This is a genomic window from Sphaerospermopsis sp. LEGE 00249 (assembly GCF_014299995.1).
In the GTDB taxonomy this organism is placed as follows: Bacteria; Cyanobacteriota; Cyanobacteriia; order Cyanobacteriales; family Nostocaceae; genus Sphaerospermopsis; species Sphaerospermopsis kisseleviana.
On record NZ_JACJUZ010000002.1, the window covers coordinates 1 to 26638 of the forward strand.

General features: G+C 37.5%; 24 protein-coding genes, 1 tRNA gene and 3 pseudogenes. 15 read left to right on the forward strand and 13 right to left on the reverse strand.

What is annotated here, in order from left to right; all coding sequences use genetic code 11:
* Positions 1–141 precede the first annotated feature (141 nt).
* The 3 genes from H5968_RS01000 to H5968_RS01010 all read left to right on the forward strand — a co-directional run bounded on the left by H5968_RS01000 (position 142) and on the right by H5968_RS01010 (position 2456).
* A complete protein-coding gene (locus H5968_RS01000; protein WP_255427003.1) occupies positions 142–1626 on the forward strand; it encodes a P-loop ATPase, Sll1717 family in 1485 nt (494 codons plus the stop codon).
* 131 nt (positions 1627–1757) lie between these two features.
* Positions 1758–2051: a hypothetical protein gene (locus tag H5968_RS01005; protein WP_187038454.1), complete on the forward strand. Its 294-nt coding sequence runs from the start codon at positions 1758–1760 to the stop codon at positions 2049–2051.
* Positions 2052–2456: a type II toxin-antitoxin system VapC family toxin gene (locus H5968_RS01010; protein ID WP_187038455.1), complete on the forward strand. Its 405-nt coding sequence runs from the start codon at positions 2052–2054 to the stop codon at positions 2454–2456.
* A gap of 19 nt (positions 2457–2475) precedes the next feature.
* Here H5968_RS01010 and H5968_RS01015 read toward each other — a convergent pair whose 3' ends face one another.
* Entirely contained in the window at positions 2476–3345 is an 870-nt protein-coding gene (locus tag H5968_RS01015) for a hypothetical protein (RefSeq protein WP_187038456.1), read from the reverse strand.
* Between the two features lie 383 nt (positions 3346–3728).
* Positions 3729–4601, reverse strand: coding sequence for a ParA family protein (locus H5968_RS01020; RefSeq protein ID WP_187038457.1), 873 nt, complete (start codon positions 4599–4601; stop codon positions 3729–3731).
* 110 nt (positions 4602–4711) lie between these two features.
* Between H5968_RS01020 and H5968_RS01025 the strand changes: the two genes are divergently transcribed.
* The 5 genes from H5968_RS01025 (at position 4712) to H5968_RS01045 (ending at position 8283) form a co-directional block, all read left to right on the forward strand.
* Complete coding sequence (locus tag H5968_RS01025; protein WP_370569738.1) at positions 4712–5557, forward strand: urease accessory protein UreD; 846 nt, start codon at positions 4712–4714, stop codon at positions 5555–5557.
* 88 nt (positions 5558–5645) lie between these two features.
* A complete protein-coding gene (gene ureA, locus H5968_RS01030; RefSeq protein WP_137667603.1) occupies positions 5646–5948 on the forward strand; it encodes an urease subunit gamma in 303 nt (100 codons plus the stop codon).
* A 32-nt stretch (positions 5949–5980) separates the two neighbouring features.
* Positions 5981–6286: an urease subunit beta gene (locus tag H5968_RS01035; RefSeq protein ID WP_187038459.1), complete on the forward strand. Its 306-nt coding sequence runs from the start codon at positions 5981–5983 to the stop codon at positions 6284–6286.
* 100 nt (positions 6287–6386) lie between these two features.
* Complete coding sequence (gene ureC, locus H5968_RS01040) at positions 6387–8114, forward strand: urease subunit alpha (protein ID WP_187038460.1); 1728 nt, start codon at positions 6387–6389, stop codon at positions 8112–8114.
* Positions 8065–8283, forward strand: a complete 219-nt coding sequence (locus H5968_RS01045; RefSeq protein ID WP_187038461.1) for a hypothetical protein — start codon at positions 8065–8067, stop codon at positions 8281–8283. The genes ureC and H5968_RS01045 overlap by 50 nt, the downstream gene beginning before the upstream one ends.
* 18 nt (positions 8284–8301) lie before the next feature.
* Here the strand turns inward: H5968_RS01045 and H5968_RS01050 are convergent, their stop codons facing one another.
* The 4 genes from H5968_RS01050 to psbB form a co-directional block, all read right to left on the reverse strand.
* Complete coding sequence (locus H5968_RS01050) at positions 8302–9036, reverse strand: HAD family hydrolase (RefSeq protein WP_187038462.1); 735 nt, start codon at positions 9034–9036, stop codon at positions 8302–8304.
* A 178-nt stretch (positions 9037–9214) separates the two neighbouring features.
* Positions 9215–10246 (reverse strand): 30S ribosomal protein S1, encoded by a 1032-nt coding sequence (locus H5968_RS01055; RefSeq protein ID WP_187038463.1) that lies wholly within the window; start codon positions 10244–10246, stop codon positions 9215–9217.
* A 330-nt stretch (positions 10247–10576) separates the two neighbouring features.
* On the reverse strand, positions 10577–10684 hold the full coding sequence (locus H5968_RS01060) for a photosystem II reaction center protein T (RefSeq protein WP_013192567.1): 108 nt from the start codon (positions 10682–10684) through the stop codon (positions 10577–10579).
* Between the two features lie 98 nt (positions 10685–10782).
* Positions 10783–12312 (reverse strand): photosystem II chlorophyll-binding protein CP47, encoded by a 1530-nt coding sequence (psbB, locus tag H5968_RS01065; RefSeq protein ID WP_096565114.1) that lies wholly within the window; start codon positions 12310–12312, stop codon positions 10783–10785.
* 557 nt (positions 12313–12869) lie between these two features.
* Here psbB and H5968_RS01070 point away from each other — a divergent pair.
* From H5968_RS01070 to H5968_RS01090, 5 genes and pseudogenes are all read left to right on the forward strand, one after another.
* Positions 12870–13124: a type II toxin-antitoxin system Phd/YefM family antitoxin gene (locus H5968_RS01070; protein WP_096572531.1), complete on the forward strand. Its 255-nt coding sequence runs from the start codon at positions 12870–12872 to the stop codon at positions 13122–13124.
* Positions 13121–13392, forward strand: a pseudogene (locus tag H5968_RS01075) (Txe/YoeB family addiction module toxin). The gene H5968_RS01070 and the pseudogene H5968_RS01075 overlap by 4 nt, the downstream one beginning before the upstream one ends.
* A 24-nt stretch (positions 13393–13416) precedes the next feature.
* Entirely contained in the window at positions 13417–13986 is a 570-nt protein-coding gene (locus tag H5968_RS01080) for a Uma2 family endonuclease (RefSeq protein ID WP_137667612.1), read from the forward strand.
* 77 nt (positions 13987–14063) lie between these two features.
* A complete protein-coding gene (locus H5968_RS01085) occupies positions 14064–15725 on the forward strand; it encodes an ABC transporter substrate-binding protein (protein WP_187038465.1) in 1662 nt (553 codons plus the stop codon).
* 264 nt (positions 15726–15989) lie between these two features.
* The gene (locus H5968_RS01090; protein WP_137667614.1) at positions 15990–17015 is read left to right on the forward strand and encodes an ABC transporter permease; all 1026 of its coding nucleotides are present in this window, start codon (positions 15990–15992) and stop codon (positions 17013–17015) included.
* 124 nt (positions 17016–17139) lie between these two features.
* Here the strand turns inward: H5968_RS01090 and H5968_RS01095 are convergent, their stop codons facing one another.
* On the reverse strand, positions 17140–18255 hold the full coding sequence (locus tag H5968_RS01095) for an ABC transporter permease (RefSeq protein WP_096565105.1): 1116 nt from the start codon (positions 18253–18255) through the stop codon (positions 17140–17142).
* 188 nt (positions 18256–18443) lie between these two features.
* The gene (locus tag H5968_RS01100) at positions 18444–19319 is read right to left on the reverse strand and encodes an Npun_R2479 family HD domain-containing metalloprotein (protein WP_096565103.1); all 876 of its coding nucleotides are present in this window, start codon (positions 19317–19319) and stop codon (positions 18444–18446) included.
* Between the two features lie 396 nt (positions 19320–19715).
* Here H5968_RS01100 and H5968_RS01105 point away from each other — a divergent pair.
* Positions 19716–19787 (forward strand) — tRNA-Gly (locus H5968_RS01105).
* Between the two features lie 108 nt (positions 19788–19895).
* On the opposite strand, the pseudogene H5968_RS25985 reads toward H5968_RS01105, so the two are convergent.
* The 3 genes and pseudogenes from H5968_RS25985 to H5968_RS01120 all read right to left on the reverse strand — a co-directional run.
* Positions 19896–19973: pseudogene (locus H5968_RS25985) on the reverse strand (hypothetical protein); the annotation flags it as partial.
* Positions 19974–20433: 460 nt separating this feature from the next.
* Complete coding sequence (locus H5968_RS01115; protein ID WP_187038466.1) at positions 20434–21450, reverse strand: TOBE-like domain-containing protein; 1017 nt, start codon at positions 21448–21450, stop codon at positions 20434–20436.
* A 606-nt stretch (positions 21451–22056) separates the two neighbouring features.
* Positions 22057–22176: pseudogene (locus tag H5968_RS01120) on the reverse strand (membrane protein insertion efficiency factor YidD); the annotation flags it as partial.
* A gap of 361 nt (positions 22177–22537) precedes the next feature.
* On the opposite strand from H5968_RS01120, the gene chlP reads away from it, so the two are divergent.
* Complete coding sequence (gene chlP, locus H5968_RS01125; protein WP_334310630.1) at positions 22538–23758, forward strand: geranylgeranyl reductase; 1221 nt, start codon at positions 22538–22540, stop codon at positions 23756–23758.
* A gap of 306 nt (positions 23759–24064) precedes the next feature.
* Here the strand turns inward: chlP and H5968_RS25345 are convergent, their stop codons facing one another.
* Positions 24065–25006, reverse strand: coding sequence for a tetratricopeptide repeat protein (locus H5968_RS25345; RefSeq protein WP_255427004.1), 942 nt, complete (start codon positions 25004–25006; stop codon positions 24065–24067).
* Between the two features lie 11 nt (positions 25007–25017).
* Positions 25018–26493, reverse strand: a complete 1476-nt coding sequence (locus tag H5968_RS01135) for a LuxR C-terminal-related transcriptional regulator (RefSeq protein ID WP_187038468.1) — start codon at positions 26491–26493, stop codon at positions 25018–25020.
* Positions 26494–26638: the final 145 nt, after the last annotated feature.

Sequence of the window (26638 nt, forward strand, 5' to 3'; positions counted from 1 at the left end):
CGGCTCTTGACTATTTTTGATAAAATCCTCTAATAATTGTATCCACATTTGTAGCCCACACCCCAGTTCTCAAATTTACTTTTTTCTTATTTCCGTATTTTCTCACAAACTGCTCAGGATTGCTATAATAAAATTGTCAATTTGATTGATGAAGAAACCGACGAAATTGAAAGAACAAATATTTTAACTGATTTAGAAAAACGATGGAATATTATTGAAAGTTTACAATTTCCTGAAGTCAATGCGGCTGATCAAAGACAGGATTTAAGCTTACTATTTCAGCGTACAACTGATTTTGCAAGATTTTTGGACGATACAACCTGCCTAATTAGAGGACGAAAAGGGACTGGTAAAACTGCGTTATATTGGCTTTTTCTACAACACAAAAGTCTTGCCCAAAAACTAGCTCCTGGGCGTTTAGATAATACTATATTTGTGTCAGCACATGGTAGATTTCAAAAAAACCGTCCATCTCGTGAAGAATTTCAATTTATCCATCAAAATTTGCAACCAAACAGTGGAACTTGGGAAGCTTTTTGGAGAGCTTATTTACTGCTTAGATGTCATCAGGAAAACGTATTAAAGTTTCCTAAAGGTAAGAAAGCTGCAAAGTTCCGTGAATTAAGAGAAATTATTAATGATTTACCCAAAGAGAGATGGCAATCTGAAAGCACTTCAGCTTTGTTAGAATTATCTACTAATTCTAATTTAAGACTTCTGGTAAAAGATGCCATAGATATTCTTAATGAAGAAGCTAAAAATAATTCTCAAAAACTGTGGTTTCTATACGATGATTTAGATGAAGATTTTTCTGAAGCGGGACAATTAAGACAGCAAGCATTAACTGGACTTTTTCAATTAGTTCAATCTTGTGATGCAAATAGACTAACAGAAATTAGATTTAAAATTTTCTTGAGAGAAGATATTTGGAGTCGTTTAAGTTTTGATAACAAAAGTCATTTTACTGGACGCGATATTATTTTACAGTGGACTAAAATTGACTTTTTACGGTTAGCACTTCGTCAAGTAATACAATCTAAAAATTTCAAGGATTTAGTTGATAGATCCTCTCCTATTGCTGTGGAAAGCATTGATCAAGCTAGTGAAGAAGCGATTGATAAAGCATTAGAATTGCTTTGGGGAAGTCGTCGTAGAGGAGGAAATAGAGCTAAAAATGTATCTCGATGGGTTTATGAAAAATTAACAGATTCAGGTGGTACTACTTTTCTTCGGAGTTTAAGTATATTCCTCAAAGGAGCAAAAGAACAAGAATTAAACTATAAAGGACTATCATTAAGTAAATTGCGTACAGACCGTCTACTTCAAGGAAAATCTTTAGAATTTGGCTTGAAAAAAGCATCTGAAAAACGATGTGAAGAAATTAAAGAGGAATACCCTAATTTAACTAAATTCTTTGATGCTCTTAAAGGTAAATTGGCTTTTTTATCTAAAGAACAGTTACAAGAAGTATGGCAAGATTCAGCGCGGGATATAGCAGGTTTTGAAGATTTTGTTTCTTTTTTACGTGAGATTGGTATTATTGAATGGCGAGAAAAAGAGAAACGCTATAAGGTTGCTGACATTTATGTTTATGGTTTTGAGATGGTTCGTCAAGGTGCTGTATAGAAATATTGTGATTTATATCAATTCACAGGCAAACAAAAGTTAATCAATGGGACTGTCAGAAATATCATAAATGGTATAATAATAATGATCTAGCATATTTAACAACCATATACTTTTCAGGAGATCAAACCATGACTCACAGTATTAACCAACAATCCAATTATCAAAAATTAACTGCAATTGTTAACAACTTGATTGACAATAATCCTCTTTACCTAGAAAATCTAAATAGACAGGAAATGATTGACAATATCAATCACAATTTTGATCCTGCATTTGTTCCTGATGTAAATAGCATTTCTGAAGAATCATTAATTAAACGAATTAAAAGTATTTTATCCTTACATTTAGTCTCAGGAATGCTAAATGATTTTACTCCAGAACAAATGCAAATTTTTGATGAATCTGTAAAGCGTGGTAGTTAAATGGGTTATTTATTAGATACTAATATTGTTTCTGCATCACTCAAGCAAAATTTACAAGTCGCATTAAAAATTACAGAAATGCGTCGCCGAGGTGAATTGATTGCTATAAGTGGTATAACTTACTATGAAGTACAAAGAGGACTTTTAAGAAGCAATGCCACTAAAAAATTAGCCTTGTTTGCACAATTTTGTCAAGATTATCCTGTTTTATTTTTAGATGATTTGAGGATATTTCAGAAAGCCTCAGAAATTCATGCTGATTTAACAAATAAGGGTAAAATTATTCAGGATGCAGATATTTTGATAGCTGCTACTGCTATTGTTCATAATTTAATTTTAGTTTCTCATGATTCTGATTTAACTAGGGTTAATGATTTACAGTTAGAAAATTGGTTAATTTCTTAATTAATAGATAGAAAAAATCTTACTTATTCTCTGCTAAGAGTGCAGTCAGATTTTCTAAAATCTCATTTTCTTCTTTTCTCACAGCTTCTAATCTCATCAACAACTTTGTTATTTCCTGCTTTGTATCTAAACTAATATTATCAGCAATTGCATTATTCAACATCAAACTATTATCTTCTGATTTCCTAATTTTTAAAACGGAAAATAATAACTTAGAGATCTTCTTAAACCCAAAAGAAAACATTGCATAAATCAACTTGAGAGGAGTTTTCAAGGTAAATAACAAACCTTGATCCAATATTTTACTAAATAATTGAAAGATTTTCCAGATTATATAAATACCTAAAAATATCATGAAAGCAGTAATAACAGGATGACTAACTGCTAAGTTTAATAATTTCATGACCCAGGAAATTGTAGGATGATTATCAATCCAAGTTGTCATAGTATCCCATTGATGAGTGATAAAATTATTAATAGCATTTTCCATTGCTTTAGAAACTGAATTAGTTAAATTTCCTGCTTGTTTAGCACTTTCAATAAAACTATCAACAGCGTTGTTTTTTACCTGATTAACATTATCAATTGCACTGGATGTAGTTGTAGTGAAATTATCTTTAACTTGAGTTGCTGTTTCCGTTATTTTATTAACTACTTTTCCTGTAGAATTACTAACTGTATTTGTTGCTCCTTGGAAGGTTTCAGTTAAAGATTGACTGGTTTTTTCTGCTGTTTCTGAAAAACTATTCAATGATTTATCGGTAACTTGTGTCAGTGTATTGACTGTTTTTTCTGTTGTGTCTGTGACGAAGTTTTTTGTATTTTCCCAACCGTGGGAAACTGTATCGGTGATAGAAGATAAGTTGTTAGTATTGATGATGTTGACCATAATGCAGTTATCGAATTTTTTTAATGGTTACAAATTACAGATATTTTCAGGTAAATAAACCACATTTTGATTTAGGTTTCGCGTCAACAGAAGCATTCGGACAATTAATTATCAGTTTTTACCTAAGACTATCATCCGAATGCTTCGCCCTGACTGTGGTCTAAAGACATGAAAACTACTGTAACATAAGTTTAATATGCGACGGATAAATTTTGTAAATCCGTAAATATATCTAAAAAAACTTAATAATTAATTATGTTTTGTATAATTTAGTAGTGTAGGTAGTATCTAAGTTAATTAGATGCAGATCCGCGACTTCTGTTATTTATTGTGTCCATAAATGATAAATTTATCTCAGAAGTCGGGGATCTTATCACCTGTACCTACAATAAACTAGCCATGAGTGGTGTATACATCACACTATTATCAACTCTGTTCATAAATTCTTTAGCTAATTCTATCATGACTTCATGGGCATCACCATATTTTTGTTTGTAGGTTAATTGATGATTAAAATCCAAACCTTCAGCTATTTTTGATCTTTCTGGTATTCTTGTGGCAAAAGTTGGGGGAAAGAAGGGATTCACAATAATAAAATTCAAGTTGTGGGTTTGGGAAACAGTGCTGTTATAACGGGAAATTAAAGTACCAATAGGACTAATTTTATGGTCGTAATCTTTTTTAAATTGAGTTATTTGTTCTAACAAAAGTTCTAAACCGTGAATTGACATTCTGCTAGGTACACAAGGAATTAAACAAAAATCACTAGCAAAAAATGCACTTTTAATTACATTATTAATACTAGGCGGACAATCTATTAAAATGTAATCGTATTTTTCTAATAAAGGATTGATAATGTTATGTAAAATTGCCACTGCATTGGCTGGTAAATATTCCTGAACTTCAAATAATCGCGGACTGCTAGGAATTAAATGTAAACAATTAAAAAAGTTTTTATTTCTGAGATTGGAAACGTTTTCTTTAACTATGAACTTCTCACTATTACCCTTTTCTAAAAAGTAATCTGCGTTTTTCAAAAGAAAAGGTAAAGTCAATCCTTTTTGATTATATTGCCATTCCCAATCTTCTTCTGACATCATGGCGCTAGTGAGGTTACTCTGGGGATCTAAGTCAATAGCGAGTACCCGTTTACCATACATGGTATCGCCGGCTAAATATTCTGCTAAGGCCATGACGATGGTAGTTTTGCCAACTCCACCTTTGAGGTTGCAAACACTGATTACTTTCGCTGTCATAGTTTTTGGTAGATGGATACATTAGGGGTATATAATTATATTGTTGCCTAAAATTGTAGAAAATTAACAAGTAAAAATTGCTCTATTTATAAATGACCCCTAACACCCAAATGGATACCCCAATAAATAAAAGTTGGCATGGTAAACTTCATTTAGTCTATGCTAAACGCCAAGATTCTACACAATTAATTTACGACTACAACCAAGCACCTTTAAAAATTCAACGTCCTTTTTATCCCGAAGGTGAAAAAATATGTCATAGTGTGATTTTACATACTGCTGGAGGTGTAGTGGGAGGCGATCGCCTATCTTCCCAAATTCACTTGCAAGAAGATACACAAGTATTAATAACTACTGCTACTGCTGCTAAAATATATCGTAGTAATGGGTTACAAGCACAACAAACTGTAAATATTCAAGTTGATGCTGGTGCTTGTTTAGAATATTTACCCCAAGAAACAATTTTATTTAATGGTGCAGTTTATCGCCAGGATTTGCGAGTAAAATTAGCTACAGGAAGCAGCTTTTTAGGGTGGGAAATTACGAGATTTGGTAGAAGTGCGAGAGGGGAAAAATTTGTACAGGGAGAGATGCGATCGCACACAGAAATATGGCAAAATAATCAACCATTGTGGATTGATAGACAATATTTACCCGGTAGGGAAGAAATATTTCACAGTCCCCACGGTTTAGCAGGAAAACCCGTTATTGGTAGTTTTGTGTGCGTTGGGGTTCCCATATCACAGGAAATTATTAAACAAGCACGTTCTTTAATTATTCACAACTCTATCAATAACTCTGATGCTGGAGTAACTCGTTTAGAACATGGATTTTTGTGTCGATATCGTGGTAATTCTACATCGGAAGCAAGAAATTGGTTTACAAATATTTGGCAAAATTTACGAATATCGTTGTTAAATCGTGGTAATTGTATACCTAGAGTTTGGCAGATTTGAAAAAGCATTCAGCCGTCAGCTATCAGTTATCAGCTATCAGCTATTAACTAAAGGATAAAAAATAAGAATAAATATAGAGGAAAAAACAATGCAACTTACACCGCAAGAAAAAGATAAATTATTAATATTTACTGCTGCTTTGGTAGCTGAAAGAAGAAAAAATAGAGGTTTAAAATTAAATTATCCCGAAGCGGTAGCTTTTATTTCCGCCGCGATTTTAGAAGGTGCAAGAGATGGACAAACCGTAGCAGAATTAATGAGTTATGGAACAACTTTATTAACACGAGATGATGTGATGGAAGGTGTACCAGAAATGATTCATGAAGTACAGGTAGAAGCAACTTTTCCTGATGGAACTAAGTTAGTGACAGTGCATAATCCGATTAGATAATTCTCACGCAAAGACGCAAAGGAAATAAATCTATGATCCCCGGAGAAATCATTACCCCACCAGGAGAAATCGAACTCAACGTAAATCGTCCCACCACTAAATTAATAGTAGCAAACACCGGAGACAGACCCATACAAATTGGTTCACACTTTCACTTTTATGAAGTCAATAACGCCCTACACTTTGACCGTGAAAAAGCGCGAGGAATGAGATTAGACATCCCCGCAGGAACAGCAGTAAGATTTGAACCAGGAGACGAAAAAGAAATCACCCTTATTCCCCTAGTTGGTAGTCGTCAAATATACGGATTCAACAACAAAATAAACGGAAAACTCTAAATTCTCTCTCTGCGCCTCTGCGCGACGGACACTTTGCTCAAGTCGGGAAACCCGCCCACACAAGTGTCCTCCTCTGCGTGATACAAAAAAGGATAAAAAAATGCCCTACAAAATGAACCGCCGCGCCTACGCTGACACCTACGGACCAACAGTAGGCGACAAAATTAGACTAGCAGACACCGAACTATTTATAGAAGTAGAAAGAGACTTTACCACCTACGGCGACGAAGTGAAATTTGGAGGTGGTAAAGTAATTAGAGATGGCATGGGACAATCTCCTATTTCTAACGCCGATGGTGCTGTAGACTTAGTAATTACTAATGCTTTGATTCTCGATTGGTGGGGTATTGTAAAAGCAGATATCGGCATTAAAGATGGTAAAATTTATAAAATTGGTAAAGCCGGAAATCCCTATATTCAAGATAATATAGATATTATTATTGGACCGGGAACAGAAGCTTTAGCCGGTGAAGGAATGATACTCACCGCAGGAGGAATAGACACTCATATTCATTTTATCTGTCCTCAACAAATAGAAGTAGCGATCGCCTCCGGTATCACTACTATGATCGGTGGAGGAACAGGACCAGCTACGGGAACAAATGCCACAACTTGCACACCAGGACCATGGAATATTTACCGAATGCTGCAAGCTGCTGACGCTTTCCCTGTTAACTTGGGATTTTTAGGCAAAGGTAACACCAGTCAGCCCCAAGCACTGAGAGAACAAGTAGAAGCCGGGGTAATAGGTTTAAAACTCCATGAAGATTGGGGAACAAACCCTGCAACTATTGATACTTGTTTAACCATTGCCGATGAATATGATGTACAAGTAGCAATTCACACTGATACATTAAACGAAGCCGGTTTTGTGGAAGATACCATCGCTGCTTTTAAACATCGTGCTATTCACACCTACCACACCGAAGGCGCTGGGGGAGGACACGCACCAGACATTATTAAAGTTTGTGGACAAACCAACGTTTTACCATCTTCTACTAACCCCACCCGTCCCTATACAGTTAATACCTTAGATGAACACCTAGATATGTTAATGGTGTGTCATCATTTAGATCCTAGCATTCCCGAAGATGTTGCCTTTGCTGAATCCCGTATTCGTAGAGAAACTATCGCTGCTGAAGATATTCTGCACGATTTAGGCGCGTTTAGTATGATTGCTTCCGATTCTCAAGCAATGGGAAGAGTAGGAGAGGTAATAATTAGAACTTGGCAAACTGCCCATAAAATGAAAGTTCAACGGGGAACACTCTCCCCTAGCCTTCTAGGAGAGGGGTTGGGCGAGAGGTCAGACAATTTCCGTGCTAAAAGATATGTTGCTAAATACACAATTAACCCAGCCATTACACATGGTATTGCTGACTATGTTGGTTCTGTGGAAGAAGGTAAAATTGCAGATTTGTGTTTATGGCAACCTGCGTTTTTTGGTGTTAAACCAGAGATAGTTATTAAAGGGGGAATGATTGCTTGGTCACAAATGGGTGATGCTAATGCTAGTATTCCCACACCTCAACCTGTGCATAGTCGCCCGATGTTTGGTAGTTTTGCTGGTGCGCGTCATGCAACATCATTAACGTTTGTTTCTCAAGTCGGTTTAGAAAGAGAAATTCCGCAAATGTTGGGTTTGAAAAAATCAATTGTTGCGGTTTCGGGAACTCGCCAAATTACTAAGCGAGATATGAAATTCAATGATGCTTTACCGCAAATTGAAGTAGATCCAGAAACTTATGAAGTTCGTGCAGATGGGGAATTATTAACCTGTGAACCTGCAACAGTTTTACCAATGGCACAAAGATACTTTTTGTTTTGACTCCTGTACGGGCGAAGTAGGGGCGAAGCATTCGGAAAATAACCTGTTCAGAAAATTGATAATTTGTCGCCCGAATGCTTCGCCCTTACAGGAAAATAGGCTTGGAGAAAAATTTATAATTAGTCGCCCGAATGCTTCGCCCCTAACACTCCTGACTCCTGACTTTTGACTCCTGACTTTTGATTTTCTATGCTTCTAAAATCTGAATTTCATCAAGTTGATTAATTACCACATCTGCACCTTTAACATTATCTGTATTATTAATCCAAGTAATACCAATACAACCTGCGGCTTTAGCATGACGCGCCATTTGCATATCACCCACTGAATCGCCTACCATCAAAGTAGCTCCCGGTGGTACGCCTAAAGTTTGGCAAGCCTGTAAAAATAATATTGGATCTGGTTTACTCGGACCTTCATCAACTCCCATTTCTAATTGCAGGTAATCTCTGAGATGATGAGTAATGACAAATTTTTGCACTTCCCCAGTGGTTGCGGCTGAAAGAATACCCAGTTTTAATCCTGCTGCTGATAGTGATCTTAAAACATCCAAGACACCTGGGAAAAGAGGTGCGGGACTTTGACTCACATATTGATCAGCTTCTGCTAAAGCTTGACGAGCAATTTTTAAAGACTCAAACCAACCTCTTCCAGTTTCGGCTATGTATGCAGCAGCAGCTACTTCGGTTTCTTTGCGACTAGCTACAGACATTAAACCAGCAGGATCTAAAATATTGCCATTAATACCAAAAGCCATTAATAATGGTTCGCCAATACCGGGAATTTGCGCGTCTATGATCCTAGCTGCTTTTTGTCCGAGCGATCGCAAATAGGTTTCTGAGTCTTCCAATGTACCATTTTTGTCAAATAAAATCGCTTGAATATCGGAAAAGGTGATGTCTCTACATTTGATATTTATCATATTAGAAGGAGATCAAGGAGTCAGGAGTCAGGAGGTAGGAAGCAGGATGGGGAGATGGGGGAAATTATTTGTATTTTCCCAATCACCAGTCACCAATCACCAATCACCATAAATAAAAAAAGAGGGATATTCCCTCTTGATTAATACTTTGTTGCAAATAATCACAACTACAGATATATTACTCTTCAATAGCTGCTGGAATTTCCTCTTCAACTTCAGTTGCTGCTGGAATTTCTGCTTCAGCTACAACTTCTACTCCTTCCACTGGTGCAGCTTCAGCTACTTCTGCTGGTGCAGCAGTGATACCTTGCTGTTTAGCTAACATTTGTTCCCTATACTTAGCTGCCATTTCTTCCGCCTTATCATAGACCAAATCGCGGTTTTTGATCATATCACCGGGTTCTGGTTCTAACTGCTTGGTAGACAGCGAAATGCGTCCTCTTTCTGCATCCAAATCAATGATCATGACTTTCAATTCATCATTGACATTAAACACGCTGTGAGGTGTGTCAATATGCTCGTGGGAAATCTCAGAAATGTGGAGTAGTCCGCTAACACCGCCGATGTCAATAAATGCACCGTAGGGTTTGATACCGCGAACAGTACCAATTACTACTTCGCCAACCTCTAAGCGGTTCATCTTGCGCTCAACCAGCGCCCGACGATGGGAGAGAACCAAACGGTTACGTTCTTCATCTACTTCTAGGAATTTTAAGGGTAATTCTTCCCCTACCAATTCTTCTTTTGGTTTGCGGGTACTAATATGAGAACCGGGGATAAAACCACGTAGTCCCTCAATGCGTACCAATGCGCCCCCACGATTAGTAGCAAACACACCAGAACGGACAGTAGCATCTTCTGCCTGTAATTGCCGTACTCTTTCCCATGCTCTCATGTATTCAATACGACGAATGGACAGGGTTAACTGACCATCTTCGTTTTCATCAGTGAGGATGAAAAATTCCCGTGTTTCGTTTGATTGTAAGACTTCTTCCGGTGCATCAACCCGGTTAATAGACATTTCCTGTATAGGTATGTATGCTGCTGTTTTAGCACCAATGTCAATCAGAGCGCCGCGCGGCTCTATACTAAACACTGTACCTGGTACTATATCACCAGGGCTGAAGTGATAATCGTACTTATCAAGTAGAGCAGCGAAATCTTCGTGAGTAAATCCAATTTCTGTAGCGGTTAAATTCTGATTGACCATGCTGTTTTGTTCCTGGTTCTAGTCTCCGTAAGTTTTTGTCACAATTAATGATGTATATGCGAGGGCTTTTAAATAAGTCTACACTTACATCCTTGTTAATCCTAGCGCAGAAGAGCTAGGTTCACACATATTATCTTCCAGATATGATATTATATCATATCCCAAAATTTTTTTCACTTTTTGCAAGTTAGGGGTCAGTAGTCAGCAGTCAGCACTATATCAAAATATTATCCGTTGCCACATAAATATGCAGCAACGGATTTGAATCTTACTTAAAAAAGTGTTAAGTCTGAGATAGCTGAAAGCTAACCGCTGACAGTGTTTAACTTCTTAGTCTTTCTCTTTTCTCTCAAAGCGGGGAGGTTCGCGAAATGCGATCGCAAAAAAGAGAACACCTATTGCTAGGGTCAAAATCAAAATGTATGCAACGCTTTCCATATTAGGATTTCCTGCCTATCCAGCCAGTAATTTTAGTTTACCAAGCAGAGTAAAAAGCATGAAGTCATAAAACTTCATACTTTTTACTTCATGCTTGTTTAAGCTTCCTTACGAACACGAGTGGTCTTGTCACCCAATTTCTGGAACAGACCCCACTCTACTTGTTCTTCTAGATCCGCTTCCACACCTGCGAATACATCGCGGTAGATGGTTCTAGAACCATGCCAGAGGTGACCAAAGAAGAACAAGAGCGCAAAGACAGCGTGACCAAAGGTAAACCAACCTCTGGGAGATGTACGGAATACACCATCAGAGTTTAAGGTTTCGCGGTCAAATTCAAAGATTTCGCCGCCTTGAGCCTTACGAGCATATTTCTTCACATCGGCGGGATCTGTGAATGTTTTACCATTCAAATCACCACCGTAGAAGCTAACAGTAACGCCTGTTTGCTCGAAGCTGTATTTAGATTCTGCCCGACGGAAAGGAATGTCAGCGCGGACAACTCCATCTTTATCGGTCAAAATTACAGGGAAGGTTTCAAAGAAGTTAGGTAGACGACGTACTGTGAGTTCGCGTCCTTCTGCATCTGTGAAGACTGCGTGACCTTGCCAAGATTGGGCAATACCATCGCCTTTAACCATTGGACCGGTACGGAATAAACCACCTTTAGCGGGGCTATTTCCTACATAGTCGTAGAAGGCCAATTTTTCGGGGATTTGTGACCAAGCTTCGGACAAGCTTGCACCGTTAGCAACACTATTTTGCACACGGCGCTGAATTTCTTGACGGAAGTAACCTTGGTCCCACTGATAGCGGGTAGGTCCAAACAGTTCGATGGGGGTGGTAGCGTTACCGTACCACATAGTACCAGCAACTATGAAAGCAGCGAAGAATACCGCAGCGATACTGCTGGAAAGTACGGTTTCAATGTTACCCATCCGTAGGGCTTTGTAGAGCCTTTCGGGAGGACGAACTGTGAGGTGGAATAAACCAGCAATAATACCAACTACACCAGCTGCAATGTGGTGAGCTACAACACCACCGGGGTTAAAGGGGTTAAACCCGGCTGGTCCCCATTCTGGTGCTACTGGTTGGATGCTACCAGTTATACCGTAAGCATCGGAAACCCACATCCCAGGTCCAAATAGACCGGTTAAGTGAAAAGCACCGAAACCAAAGCAAAGTAAACCAGATAAGAACAGGTGGATGCCAAACATTTTTGGCAAGTCTAAGGCGGGTTCGCCTGTGCGGGGATCTCTAAATAGTTCTAAATCCCAGAAAACCCAGTGCCAAACGGCTGCTAGGAATAATAAACCAGAAAGAACGATGTGAGCAGCAGCAACGCCTTCAAATGACCAGAAGCCAGGATCTACTGCTGTGCCACCGGTGACGCTCCAGCCGCCCCAGGATTCGGTTACGCCTAAACGTGACATAAAGGGAAGTACGAACATCCCTTGTCTCCACATGGGGTTGAGAACTGGATCACTGGGGTCGTAAACAGCCAGTTCGTAAAGTGCCATTGAACCAGCCCAGCCAGCAACTAGGGCTGTGTGCATCAAGTGTACAGAAATCAGTCGGCCTGGATCGTTCAGAACCACTGTATGTACTCGGTACCAGGGTAGTCCCATCGACTACGCTCCTCCTCGAAGAGTTAGTTTGTTTACAAAGCAATTTTCTTACTGAGGTTCTGAGGGAGGTAAACTACCACCCAGAAGTCTCTCTGAGTTTTTGTTATTGCCAGTCTTGAGTTTAACCACAGATTACTCTGTAGTTTATTATCGCTTATTCGCTGTCACAAGTTAATTCCCTAAGTTCGTGACTTTCAGGAAGTAGCTGTTTTGGCGATCAGCAAAAATGAGAATATTTTAAAAAGTGTAACTATTGATGGAACTCTTTGCAAGCTCCTAAATAGATGTGATTAGCTAGTTTTTGCATCAGATATCCCTACTCATGCCCACAATGCTACTATTTATCATCTGAGGCACTGGTTAAGCTTAAATTATTCTAAATATACAATAAAGCTGTTCGTTTGGTATAAAATTAGGACTATGATTCCCATGGCGATCGCTTGTTGAAAAACAACATAACTTATATTGACGAGATTTACACATTCCTGTCCTTGATTTTAATGCTGAAATTTATAGGCTATAATTCAACCACTATTCAACAAATAAAGGAGGATAAAATGGATGCAATTACTACTCAGCAAGCAAGTCAAGACTTAGATAATTTAGTAGATCGGGTTATTGCAGATGTAGAACCAACAACTATTTGTAATAACAAAGGTAACAAGGCCATTTTAATTTCTCTAGAGGAATTTTCATCATGGCAAGAGACATTATATTTACTGTCCAATCCTGTTAACGCCAAGCATCTTCTTTCTTCAATTCAATCAGCAAAAGCAGGTGATATTATTGAGAGAGACTTAATAGAAGAATGAAACTCACATTTACAGAAGCTGCATGGAATGATTATTTGTGGTTTCAAGATACTGATAAAAAACTCTTAAAAAGAATTAACACTCTGATTAAAGAAATTCTGCGAACTCCGTTTGAGGGTATGGGTAAACCAAAGCCATTGAAAGCTAATCTATCAGGTTATTGGTCTAGGCGCATCAACACCGAACACCGTCTGGTTTATTAAGTGTTAGAAGAAAACTAGAAGAAAACATAATTATTGTAGCTTGTCATTTTCATTATCAGGATTAGATATTAAGTACGGGAGAAACAGCAATGACAGTGGCAATTGCTAAAAAGATGACCTTTGAGGAATTTCTCAACTATGACGATGGTACGGATACTTTATATGAATTGGAAAATGGAAAATTAATTCCCATGCCTTCGGAAAGTGATATAAATCAACGAATAGCTATATTTCTATTGATCTATTTTTCTCAATTAGGTATCCCGTCTTCTCGTTTACGGATGAAAGCTGAGATAGCTGTAAATAGTAGAAGTGTAGGTGTGCGTATACCTGATGTGGTAGTTTATTCTGAAGAGTTAGCGGTGGCAATGGCAGGAACTACTCGTTCACTGGTATATATGGATATGCCACCACCATTATTAGTTGTTGAAGTGGTCAGTCCTAATCAGGCTAATCGTGATTATCGCTACAAGAGATCCGAATATGCGGCGCGGGGTATTCCTGAATACTGGATTGTTGATCCCATTACTCAAAAGGTGACAGTGTTGGAATGGGTAGAAGGTTTTTATGACGAGCAGGTGTATGAAAATGACAGCTTGATAGTTTCTCCCATATTTCCAGAACTCAAGTTGACTGCTGCTCAAGTTTTACAAGGATGAAAATCTTTGATATGAAAAACAGCTTATAAATATAACATATATATTAAAATGATTAACTGCTGATTTTAGAAAAATTAATGTTGATAACTGGGTTTTTCAGGTCTATAAGACGGTGGGGTAAGGTAACAAAATTCCTGTCGTTGTTCTCCTTGTGTTTCTTGCTGGCTGTAAGCTGTACTCCAAGTCCCCAACCAACTACACCACCTAGTCCTGGTGCGGTGAATACTCCTGCTGGTGATGGTAGGATTACTATCGGGACAACAGCAAAACCGAGAACCCTTGATCCTGCTGATGCTTATGAGTTAGCATCCTTGGGTTTAGTCTTTAATATGAGCGATCGCCTATATACTTATGAACCAGGTAGCACAGAAATTAAACCCCAACTAGCCACAGCTTTACCTAAAGTTAGTGAAGATGGTTTAACATACACCATTCCCCTACGGGAAGGAGTAGTTTTTCACGATGACACACCTTTTAACGCTAAAGCAATGGCATTTAGTATCCAGCGTTTTATCGAAAATAAAGGTAAACCATCTTTTCTACTTTCCGATACAATTGAATCCGTGAAAGCTACAGGGGACTATGAACTTACAATTAAATTGAAAAAACCCTTTGCGGCTTTTCCCGCATTATTAGCATTTTCTGGAGTGTGTCCAGTTTCACCTAAAGCTTATGAACTTGGTGCGGGGAAATTTCAACCTAATACCTTTGTAGGAACTGGTCCTTATAAATTAGCCCAGTATGGTACAGATTCTTTAAGATTGGATGTTTTTGATAAATATTGGGGAGAAAAACCAGCAAATAAAGGAATTAACGTACAAATTCAAACCAGCCCAGTGAATTTATTTAATGCTTTTAAAACTGGTGCGGTTGATGTTGCTTATTTATCTTTACAACCAGATCAAATTCGCAGTTTAGAAGATGGTGCGAAAAACGGACAATGGCAAGCTATCACTGCTCAAGGTAGTGTAGTTAGTTATATGGTGTTGAACAGAAATCAACAACCATTAGATAAACCAGAAGTAAGAAGTGCGATCGCCTCACTCGTTGATCGTCCATTATTAAATGAACGGGTATTATATGGTCAAGCAGATCCACTTTATAGCATGATTCCCACAACCTTCAATGTTTCCCAACCATTATTTAAAGAGAAATATGGTGATGGTAAATTTGAAGAAGCGAAAAAATTGTTAACTACCGCAGGTTTTTCTAAAGAAAAACCCGCCCAAATTCAAGTTTGGTATCCTGCAAGTTCACCCACCCGGAGTTTAGCAGCACAGACATTAAAATCCTTAGCTGATACTAAAATGGACGGGATATTACAAATAGAAGTTAAAACCGTAGAAGGTGCAACATTTTTCAAAGAAATTTCCAAAGGTTCATATCCCATCGCTTTGCTAGACTGGTATCCAGACTTTTTAGATCCAGATAATTATGTACAACCATTTTTATCCTGTGAAAAAGGTTCAGAAGCTAAAGGTTGTGAAACAGGTGGAAGTCAAACTCAGGGTTCTTTTTACTATAGTGAAACAATGAATAAACTCATTGATCAACAACGTCAAGAACAAAACCCAGAAACGAGAAAGAAAATCTTTACTGACATTCAAAATCTAGTTGTAACTGATGTTCCTTACGTTCCCCTATGGCAAAACAAAGATTATGTATTTGCCCAAAAAGGCGTAACAGATGTCAAACTTGATCCTACTCAAAACTTGATTTACAGAACAATTAAGAAGTAGTTCTTAGTCATTAGTCATTAGTCATTAGTCATTAGTCATTAGTTATATTTATCCTGACTCCTGACTTCTGTACGGGCGAAGTAGGGGCGAAGCATTCGGAAAATAACCTGTGATAAAAATTGATAATTAGTTGCCCGAATGCTTCGCCCTTACAGGAAAATAGCCTTGGACAAAAATTTACAATTAGTCGCCCGAATGCTTCGCCCCTACGACTCCTGACTCCTTGAACTCCTTGAACTCCTGAACTCCTGACTCCTAATAAATATGTCCCGTTCTAAAGCCTTACAATATTACATAGTTTCTCGGTTGCTATTTGCACCACTGCAACTATTAACTATTATCACCATTGTTTTTTTATTATTAAGAGCCACTCCTGGAGATCCAGCAGATGCAATTCTTGGTGGACGTGCGCCAGAAAGTGCTAAGGAAGAACTCAGAAAACAACTAGGTTTAAATTTACCTATCTGGTTACAATATCTCAATTATTTGGGAAATATACTACGTTTTGATTTAGGAACTTCCTTAACCAGTCGCGGTCAAAATGTGTGGGAAATTATCAGCCAACATTTTCCAGCTACAGTAGAATTAGCCGTTTGTAGTATGCTGGTAGCTTTAATTGTGGGAATTTTAGTAGGTACACTTTCCGCCTCTCGTCCCGGTACTTCTTTTGATGTTGGTGGGCGTTTATTTGGCATTATTACCTATGCACTCCCCATGTTTTGGGCGGGAATGTTATTACAATTAATATTCTCAGTTCAATTACGTTGGTTTCCTAATTCTAATCGTTTTCCTCCTAATATTTCCCCACCTCCAACTCTTACTGGTTTATATACAATTGATAGTTTATTAAGTGGAAATGTGAGTAATTTTTTCACAGCTTTACATCATTTAGCTTTACCCAGTATCACTTTAGGAATTTTACTCAGTGGTATTTTTGAACGTATTGTGAGAGTGAATTTAAAACAAACATTAAAAGCTGATTATGTAGAAGCAGCTAGGGCGCGAGGAATCCCGGAAAATAAGATTTTAATATCCCATGCTTTAAAGAATGCCTTAATACCTGTAATTACAGTCTTAGGATTAACATTTGCTTCCCTGTTGGGAGGGGCAATTTTAACAGAAGTAACATTTTCTTGGCCAGGGTTAGCAAATAGATTATATCAAGCTATTTCTGAACGGGATTATTTTACAGTGCAGGGTATTTTAGTATTTTTTGGGGCAATTGTTGTGACTGCGAGTATTTTGATTGATATTCTTAATGCTTATGTAGATCCGCGAATTAGATATTAACCCAATTTGCTAGTTATATCATTTGGTTTGTAATTCTGTTTTTGATGATTTTCAGTGTTGTGGGGTGGGCATCTTGCCCGCCCTTTTATACTTCATCCAGATGAAATTTGTTGTTGATCTTTACCTACCTTTGCAAACTGCGAGGATCAAGGGCATCCCTTAACCCATCACCTAATAAATTGAATGATAAAACAGTCAGAATAATCAAAATAGCAGGTGATAAAACTAGCCAAGGTTGTAAGACTAAAATTGAAGCATTACTAGCTAAAGAAAGCATATTTCCCCAAGAAGGATCAGGTTGTTGAATACCTAAACCAATCAGACTTAACACTGCTTCTGCACCAATAAAACTCGGAATGGTCAGAGTAGCAGAAATAATTACATAAGTGGCAGTTTGGGGTAAAATATGACGGAGAATAATATAAATTGGCTTACCTCCCATTGCCAGTGATGCTTGGACAAATTCTCTTTCTTTAATTGATAAAACTTGACCACGAATTACTCTAGCTAAACCTGCCCAACTGATCACAGAAGTAATTACAACTATTAATAAAAAGCGTTGTGTACTGGTTAATTGAGGGCTGAGAACTCCTGATAATGCTGCTAACAAATAAATGCTAGGAAAAGTCATTAACACTTCTGCTAAACGCATAATCACACTATCAATTACACCTCCAAAATAACCAGAAATACCACCGATTATTAAACCCAAAGGATAGGTAATGATGATGCCAAAAATCCCAATAAATAAACTAATCCTACCACCATAAAGCAGACGACTAAATTGATCCCGTCCTTGTTCATCAGTACCTAAAATATTAAATTTGGCTTCACCTGTAGAACCAAATAAATGCAAATTTAGGGGAATACCAGGAATGATAGTGACTTCATCCCATTTGGGAGGTAGGGGTAAACTGAGTTGAAATAATCTATATTCTGGACCGGAAACAAATAAAGCCAAAGGTGAAGGCTGTTTAAAATCTACAATTAACTTACGTTCCCCTGTTTCTAGATTTGTATCTCCTTGAATTGTTGGATAAATATGGGGTCCGATAAATTTACCCTCTGGAGAAACCCAATAAATGCGGGTAGGTGGCAATAGCGAACCATTTGGCTGTGAATCATAAGGATTATAAGGTGCGATAAAGTCAGCCCCAATGACTGCTAAATAGAACACTAATAGTATAATTGCCCCAAATCTTGCTAAGGAATTTTTTTTGAGTTTTTGCAACCAATTCATAATTTTTTTGACAAAACTTATTTACAAAACAATGAATGATAATTAATAGAGTTAGTAATTCATTCAGCTAAATTTCTAATGTATGTAAGTTTCTATTTATAGATCAGGTAAAAGTTAAGAGTGGCTAATTTCACAACTACCAATTACCCATTACCAGCCTGAAATAGAAGCTACATAAATTTAGTGATTTAACCATTTAACTGTTCAGCTAAATACCTTATTTCCTCATTCTGTTTTTCATGTTCGACCACAAACACATTAGCATAAAGATTAGCTAAAACTTGTTTTCCTTGTTGTGTCAGTCCTAGATAACGCAATCCTTCTTTGATATAAGGATAGACACCATTCCAGTAAAATTTGGCGTAGTTTTTGCGTAAGTCTCCAGGATTTTTATAACCTAAAGCTTTATTCACTCCGGTTTCTTCAAATTCATAAAATAAACTTGTAATTTTTTTCAGGTAACGGGGATCACTTAATTGCCCAATCAAATCAGCAGCACGTACTATGCCGGCAAAATGAGTGGTATCTTGATGATCATCGGCTCTAGGAACTGGAAACCTGGTTAGTTCAATATTGTTCTTGATCACTTCCGAATCTATCAAAGGATGTCCACCAAATCTTTCATCAATAAATAGTTTAGCCCGATCTACATGATAGGGTGTGAGACTAGCATCAGAAGCACCAGGAGGAAGAGCAACCATGTTGCCATTTTGTCCTGTAGCATATAAACTTTCTGCTTCTTGATCTTCGCGGCAAACTCCTTTGACATAACCAATATCGTGACACAATAAGGAGATAATCACGTGCAACCAATCTTCGCTGGAAACTCCTCCTTCTCGGATGTGTCTACCACGCAAAATTTCTTGTCCGACGAGGGTAACGAGAACAGAGTGTTCCACATTGTGATATAAAGCATCACTGTTGGCGATGTTTTCCAAAGCCATGTTACCAGCCCAAGCTATGATGTCTTGATAATCAGTTTTTAAACCGCCGTAGGTACGTCGATAACCTTCTCGCAGTTGATTTACAAAAGCATCAATGATAATTTCAGTGGTATTGAACATAGAGGATTAGAGGATTCTCAGGGTATATATTTTTTATAATCATGTTTATCTGTTGCAATTTCGTTCAATGTAAATCCTTTATCTTACCAGTTAAAGGGGCGATCGCTTTCTAACTCTAAAAAAGATAAAACTTTTCACGTTTATTAAGCGCATCGAATAAATAACCAAGTTACTATACTCAGAGACTTTGGTGCTTCTGACTGCCATTGGATTAAGTGTACATTATCCATCTCAATTTTTCCTCACAAACCAATAAGTTCATTTATAAGTTATCATCCTTTACTATTAACCGTCTTGTCTCTCCTCCCTCCTATTTGTTCTAGAAAAATCCGTTACTGATTTTCGCGGAATTTATGATATAATAGCCCATAGACTAGATTTCCATACTTGTAATCTGCGGGTGTAATTCAGTGGTAGAATGTCTGCCTCCCATGCAGAATGTCGTGGGTTCGAGTCCCATCACCCGCTTTCCAAATTTATTGTCCTATTTTCCCAAATATAATAAATTTAGGAGTAAACGCTACAGTTTTTTATAGCAGTGAAGAGGGTTTTACTCTTGACTGCTGCTATATTATGTTATTGCTCAGACTGCCAAATCCTGATTGTATGATCAGCACTACCACTAATTATCTTATTTCCGTCAACATTAAAAGCTACAGAACGATATCAAATGTCATATAAGTTATCAGGCTAAGAACAATGAACACTTAGTCAATTTTAACCATTAGACATCTCCGAAAATTACATAAGCATAACCTGAAACCCATTCGTAGGGACAATTCATGAATTGTCCCTACATCTTTTTCGGAGAAGTCTATTCAATTCCCTGATGTATCCGGATAAAATAGGTTGCTTTAGTATTAATTATATTAATAACAGAAAAACCACTCCAGAAGTACAGGCAAGGGGTAAAGGTTTAATTTTAATTAATCTTCTCCTGGAGTGGGTTTGGGGTTAAGTTGACCTCTAAATAGGGTTTGCTGAAAAAGTCTCTTCGTGAGGGCTTGGAGGCAGGAGCAAGAATGAATTATGATAGTGTTCCATGCTTTTTTGCTGTCTACTTATCCTTTTTACTTCGATTTGAGAGCCTTTCTTGCAGAACTAGCAACTTACGTTAAATAGAATAATAAAGCGGGAAAGATTTTGCATCTTTGGGCTTGACATAAACTCGCTCTTGTGGTTCTAATTTTAACTCATCAAAACGTTCCCGTGTTAAATGAGCAGTAAAATTTTGTCCATCATCCAAGGTTAATTCTACTTGAATTTCCCAACCCAAATGAATGACACGATTAACTATAGCAGATGCTGTTGTACCATTAGCTACTCTTTCTACAATCACGTCTTGGGGACGCAAAAATACTTCTGGGTTAGCTGAGTCGAAACCACTGCTTTGAAAAATCTTGGCAGAACTCGGTAAAACATTCACAGGACCAATGAAACTCATTACAAAAGCAGAAGCAGGATGATCATAAATTTCTGCGGGTGTTCCTACTTGTTCTACTTTTCCTTTGTTCATAACTACGATTTCATCAGAAACTTCCATAGCTTCTTCTTGATCGTGAGTTACAAACACGGTGGTAACGTGAACTTCGTCATGGAGACGGCGTAACCAAGCACGTAAATCTTTACGCACTTTAGCATCTAACGCCCCAAATGGTTCATCTAGTAATAATACTTTAGGTTCTACGGCTAAGGCTCTAGCTAAGGCTACTCTTTGTCTTTGTCCTCCTGAAAGTTGAGAAGGATAGCGATCGCCTAATCCACTTAGCTGCACTAATTCTAACAGTTGTTCTACTTTACCGTGTATTTTCTTTTTCGGTGCTTTGCGAATTTCTAAGCCAAAGGCGATATTTTGCCTCACGGTTAAGTGCTTAAATAAGGCATAATGCTGAAATACAAAACCAATATTTCGCTCTTGTACACTTTGATAGGTAGCATCTTTCCCAGTGAGAATGATTTTACCACTATCCGGCATTTCTAACCCCGATATTAACCGCAGTAGTGTAGATTTACCAGATCCAGAAGGTCCGAGTAATGCTACCAATGAACCACTTTTGATTTCTAGACTCACCTGATCTACAGCCTGGAAGCTGCCAAATTGCTTAGACACATTTTCAACTACTATGCCCACTGGTTTTATACCTCTGTGACTAATCTACGGTTTAGGAGTAGAATTACTGTAGTTTTATTTATATCATAAATAGGGAATAGGGAATAGGGAATCATTTCCGGTATCTTACCAACTACAACCGCCACAATCTAAAGCACCGCAATCAGGAGTAATATTGATTAATTCAGGACAATTACAAGCGGTATCAGTACAATAGACATCTCCAAAATAGAATGTATTAATTTGTCATAAGTTTTAGGGGCGAAGCTTATGGGCGATAATTTAACGGAAAAATCAGACATATAGATATTCCATAAGCTTCGACCTGCCCCCATAAATAAGTTCCATAATTTCTTTTCTGAAGATGTCTAATTAATTCCTATATCCACAACATCAAAAATATCCTGACAAGATGATAGGGGTGTTTTTGGCTGAGGTTTCCTGTTTTGTTGATTGTCTGTTTGTGTTGGTGGTTCTAGTGCCTCATCTATTTCTTCAGATTGCGATCAACACAATTGCAATACCTGTCGTACTGGTAGTTGTTTTGAGCGCGTAGGGGGATAATTGACTATCCCTTTTGAGTAAGTCTTAAAGAATCTGCGTGTCTTTAGACAGCAGAGTGTCAACACCATACAAAACGCGATGAGCGCAAGCAAAACCTTTATGGGGAGAAAGGTATTTTTGATATCCGCTAATTGCAGAAACACTAATGTTTCTACTCACAGCATCCCATAGAGAAATTTGCATATAAAAATCCCGTTTTTATGTGGGGAGATAGTGAAGAAGCAGGGTAGCAGGGAGCAGGGGGAAATTATTTGTATTTTTCCCAGTCACCAGTCCCCAGTTCCCAGTCCCCAGTTCCCAGTCCCCAGTCCCCAGTCCCCAGCCTAAACCAGAAAACCAACAATTTAGTTAATATTAGAATTTTTTGTAGTTATCATTTACAAAAATCTACTCATAACCCCTGATTGAGTAATTTTACTTGCGTTTTTATGACGAAATGTTAAGGAATATTGCAATTCTGTCAAAACATTAAGCTTGAGCGTCATATCAGCCGAAACTCCATGATAGGATGCTTTCGGTAAATGTGAAGATTGGGAGTAAACCTTTGACATTACGGGTTGCTGTTGTGGGTTCGGGCCCAGCCGGTTCATGCGCTGCTGAGACATTAGCAAAAGCTGGCATTGAAACATATTTATTTGAGCGCAAGCTAGATAACGCTAAACCTTGCGGGGGTGCTATTCCCCTGTGTATGGTGAGTGAATTTGATCTACCTCCAGAAATCATTGACCGTCAAGTGCGGAAAATGAAAATGATTTCTCCCTCTAATCGTGAGGTAGATATCAATCTGGTAAATGAAGAAGAATATATAGGAATGTGCCGTCGTGAGGTTCTGGATGGTTTTCTCCGTAACCGTGCGGCTAAATTAGGCGCAAACTTAATTAACGGTACAGTTCAAAAACTGGATATACCCACCAATAACAATGATCCCTATACAATTCATTATTTTGATCATGCCGTAGGTGGTGATAGGGGAGAACCTAAAACCCTAAAGGTAGATTTGATTATTGGTGCTGATGGTGCTAACTCCCGCATTGCTAAGGAAATGGATGCAGGGGATTACAATTATGCGATCGCCTTCCAAGAAAGAATTCGCATTCCTGAAGACAAAATGGCCTACTACCATGACTTAGCGGAAATGTATGTAGGTGACGATGTTTCTACTGACTTCTACGCTTGGGTATTTCCCAAATACGATCACGTAGCAGTTGGTACTGGCACAATGCACGTTAACCAACGAGACATCAAGAAATTACAAGCTGGTATTCGCGCCCGTGCTGCCGAAAAATTAGCTGGTGGTAAAATCATCAAGGTAGAAGCTCACCCCATTCCTGAACATCCCCGTCCTCGTCGTGTAGTTGGCCGGATCGCTTTGGTTGGTGATGCTGCGGGTTATGTTACCAAGTCTTCTGGTGAAGGTATTTATTTTGCAGCGAAGTCTGGGCGGATGTGTGCAGAAACCATTGTTGAGGTTTCTAACAATGGTGCGCGTATTCCTTCTGAGAAAGAGTTGAAACTTTACATCAAACGTTGGGATAAGAAATACGGACTCACTTACAAAGTGTTGGATATTCTGCAAACCGTGTTCTACCGTTCCGATGCTACCCGGGAAGCGTTTGTAGAAATGTGTGATGATTTGGATGTACAAAAGCTAACTTTTGATAGCTATTTGTATAAAACTGTAGTTCCAGCTAACCCCATTACACAATTGAAAATTACAGCGAAAACCATAGGTAGCTTGTTACGTGGTAACGCACTTGCTCCTTAATTTTAGGTGACAGGTGACAGGTGACAGGTGACAGAGAATGAATATAGATTTTTGTTCTCATTCCTGGATATCTTGATTGCTGTAGGGGTTTAGCAAAAGCTGATTTTTCTCAACTTGAGGTTAAAACCATCACCGGACTGGGAATTTATTCCCAGTCTCATAGTAACAAGCATTTGGGTGATAATTTGACGGAAAAATCAGACATCTAGATATCCCAAATGCTTCGCCCTGCCCCGATAAATAGGTTCCATAATTTCTTTTCTGGAGAAGTCTATTGATAAAATATTGGATTAAGCTGTTGTGCATTTATTCTCTAAAAATACTTAACGCCAATTGTAAATGTTTTTCTGCTTCTTGATATTGATTCATCCGCATTAAAGTTTTACCAATATTACAAATCCCCCACGCTTCTTGAGTTCTATACCCTATTTTTTGGGCAACTTCTAAACCTTGTTTATTGTAATCTAATGCTTTGACATAATCCTCCATACAAATATACACCAGTCCTAAATTTGTTAATACTATAGATTCTTGTTCAGGATCACCAATTTCTCTCACATTTACTAATTCATTCTGATAACATTCCAAAGCTTTAGAATATTGTCCTAAATATATATAAGCTAAACCTAACCTGGTATTTAAAATGTTTTGTAGATGGCGATTTTTAAGCTCAAGAGCAATAGTTAACCCTTGTTCATAAAAATCAATGGCAGTATCATAATTACTCTGCATTAAATACACACTACCCAAATTATTTAAAAGTTGAGATTGCATAGATTTATCATCTAGTTCTATAGCTATTTCTAATCCTTTTTGATAACATTGAAAACACTCAGAATATTTGCTAATACTGTAGTAAACATTGCCTAAACCACACAAGTAAGTTAGTTCAGTTACAGGTTCTAAATTACCCAGAAGATGTTTATATAATTGAATTAGTTCTGAATAACATCCCCAAATACCCAATTGTTGATGAAATTGTTGTTGACTGGGTGGAGTTAAAGACATAGATAATATATCACTAGCTGGTTTCCAAGCTTGAGCATCACAAAGATGATAAAGTGCTTGTAAATAACCTTCTAATTTTTGCCGATGAGTAGCATTAATATTAGTTTGGTAATCTGTTAACCAGTTGATGACGGCAATATAATGATCTAATTGTTGTAGGGAAACTTGTTGTAAAAGATTAGATGGTTGAATGCCTATATTTTCTAGTACGATAGATCCTGGTAGTAAGGAAATTTCCATATTATGCTTTTTTATCCTTTTTGTGTTAATAATTTTTCATAATGAGCTATAGCAACACTTCTGACTAAATTGTGCATTCCTATCAGCATCGTTTCATTATTTGCAAGAAATGAAATTTCTACTAAATAACGATCTTGTAAAGTTTGTAGTGCAAATTGTTGCTGTTCATTAGTATATCCTCTATATTCTAAATGCCTTAACCACCAACTTTGTTGTACTGGAACACGATATACTGAACCTATGCAAAGTAAAATATAGGCATGATGGGCATTATCTGATAATCTTTTGAAAGTTTGCTCTAGTCTACTTTGGACTTTTACCCGTAGCTGGATAGAATACCGATCTAATTTCCATTGATCATTTGTTGATTCTATTATACCTTGACTAGCTTCTGCTAAAGCTTTTTCTACTTCTTCAATTTCCGGTCCATATTGTTGCCAATAAGCGGAAACTTGAGAGGCAAAATCATTAATAATTTCTCCAGCAATGGTTCTTAATGCTAAAGGATGTCCTTTGTATGCTTTGCCTATTCTTAACAGTAGTTTCATTTCTACAGATGGCAAATTAGCACCTAAACCAACTTTATGAAATAAAGTGAATTGTTCCGTTTCCGTCAGTCCATCCACTCGCTGACAGTACCAGAAATTAGGATAGCGCGATGCTGCTGCTACTAGTTGATGTGGTAACTCTTGAGAAGTAATAATAAAACGACTTTGACAAGTTTCTGCTGATAATAAACTAGCGAAAAACTGACACCACCATTCATCAATAAAATCACTCCATCCAGTATTTTCATCTCCCAGTAGCACTAATTCTAAAGAATCAATTAAGATTAACTGGGGATGATGACAAAAATATGTAACTAAACGTAGTAGTAAAGACTGTGGTTGTTTTTTTTCTTCTGATGAAACTTGTTCCCCTGCATTTTCTAACCATTTGACAGCAACACTTACAAAGTCTGAAGGGGTGCTTTTATCATCAAAATTTTTTCGATACAATTTTTCTGGATCATGATCAAATTTACTACTTAACTCAATAGTTAAACGTTCTGCTAATGCAGTTTTACCAATTCCTGTTAGTCCAACTAATAAAAGTAAACGACAAGAACTTTGTAAAAGTTGAGTGAGATTGATAATTAAATCATCTCTTCCAGTCCACCCACTATCATAAACAAAAAATTCAGTTATTAAACTGGGGAGATTGGATGGTTCTGATTTATTTGCGGGTATATTTTGGGAAATTAATTCTGGTTTGTATTTATGAAATAAGCTGATCAGTTCTGTGCGTTTGGAAAAACGCTCTCCATCGAGGTTTTTTAAGCCAAAAGCTTTACATATAGATTCAATATGTTTGCGAACTGTTGTTCTAGTTATGTAAAGAGACTCCGCAATTTGTTGGTCTTTTTCACCACATAGGAATTTATCTAATACTCGTCGCTGCTTAGGGGTTAGTCCGTCGAGTGCTTGATGGAACTTATCAATATCCACTGTACTGTTTGGGTAATGTTTTGATTGGGTATGTTGTCAGGTTAATCAATATTATACACAGTTGTGAATTTTTCTACACAGTTGAAAAAAATCAGAAATTACTTAGTTAGGGTGCATCAGATGTTACCAATGATTTATTTGTAGG

Excerpts from the sequence above, each read along its gene's own strand:
- H5968_RS01095 (WP_096565105.1), bottom strand. The coding sequence starts at position 18,255 with ATGAATTGGTTGCAAAAACTCAAAAAAAATTCCTTAGCAAGATTTGGG.
- H5968_RS01050 (WP_187038462.1), bottom strand. The coding sequence starts at position 9,036 with ATGATAAATATCAAATGTAGAGACATCACCTTTTCCGATATTCAAGCG.
- H5968_RS01015 (WP_187038456.1), bottom strand. The coding sequence starts at position 3,345 with ATGGTCAACATCATCAATACTAACAACTTATCTTCTATCACCGATACA.
- psbB (WP_096565114.1), bottom strand. The coding sequence starts at position 12,312 with ATGGGACTACCCTGGTACCGAGTACATACAGTGGTTCTGAACGATCCA.
- H5968_RS01025 (WP_370569738.1), top strand. The coding sequence starts at position 4,712 with ATGGATACCCCAATAAATAAAAGTTGGCATGGTAAACTTCATTTAGTC.
- H5968_RS01010 (WP_187038455.1), top strand. The coding sequence starts at position 2,052 with ATGGGTTATTTATTAGATACTAATATTGTTTCTGCATCACTCAAGCAA.
- H5968_RS01060 (WP_013192567.1), bottom strand. The coding sequence starts at position 10,684 with ATGGAAAGCGTTGCATACATTTTGATTTTGACCCTAGCAATAGGTGTT.
- H5968_RS01035 (WP_187038459.1), top strand. The coding sequence starts at position 5,981 with ATGATCCCCGGAGAAATCATTACCCCACCAGGAGAAATCGAACTCAAC.
- H5968_RS01100 (WP_096565103.1), bottom strand. The coding sequence starts at position 19,319 with ATGTTCAATACCACTGAAATTATCATTGATGCTTTTGTAAATCAACTG.
- H5968_RS01080 (WP_137667612.1), top strand. The coding sequence starts at position 13,417 with ATGACAGTGGCAATTGCTAAAAAGATGACCTTTGAGGAATTTCTCAAC.
- H5968_RS01070 (WP_096572531.1), top strand. The coding sequence starts at position 12,870 with ATGGATGCAATTACTACTCAGCAAGCAAGTCAAGACTTAGATAATTTA.
- H5968_RS25345 (WP_255427004.1), bottom strand. The coding sequence starts at position 25,006 with ATGGAAATTTCCTTACTACCAGGATCTATCGTACTAGAAAATATAGGC.
- H5968_RS01055 (WP_187038463.1), bottom strand. The coding sequence starts at position 10,246 with ATGGTCAATCAGAATTTAACCGCTACAGAAATTGGATTTACTCACGAA.
- H5968_RS01020 (WP_187038457.1), bottom strand. The coding sequence starts at position 4,601 with ATGACAGCGAAAGTAATCAGTGTTTGCAACCTCAAAGGTGGAGTTGGC.
- ureA (WP_137667603.1), top strand. The coding sequence starts at position 5,646 with ATGCAACTTACACCGCAAGAAAAAGATAAATTATTAATATTTACTGCT.
- H5968_RS01090 (WP_137667614.1), top strand. The coding sequence starts at position 15,990 with ATGTCCCGTTCTAAAGCCTTACAATATTACATAGTTTCTCGGTTGCTA.
- H5968_RS01005 (WP_187038454.1), top strand. The coding sequence starts at position 1,758 with ATGACTCACAGTATTAACCAACAATCCAATTATCAAAAATTAACTGCA.
- H5968_RS01085 (WP_187038465.1), top strand. The coding sequence starts at position 14,064 with ATGTTGATAACTGGGTTTTTCAGGTCTATAAGACGGTGGGGTAAGGTA.
- ureC (WP_187038460.1), top strand. The coding sequence starts at position 6,387 with ATGCCCTACAAAATGAACCGCCGCGCCTACGCTGACACCTACGGACCA.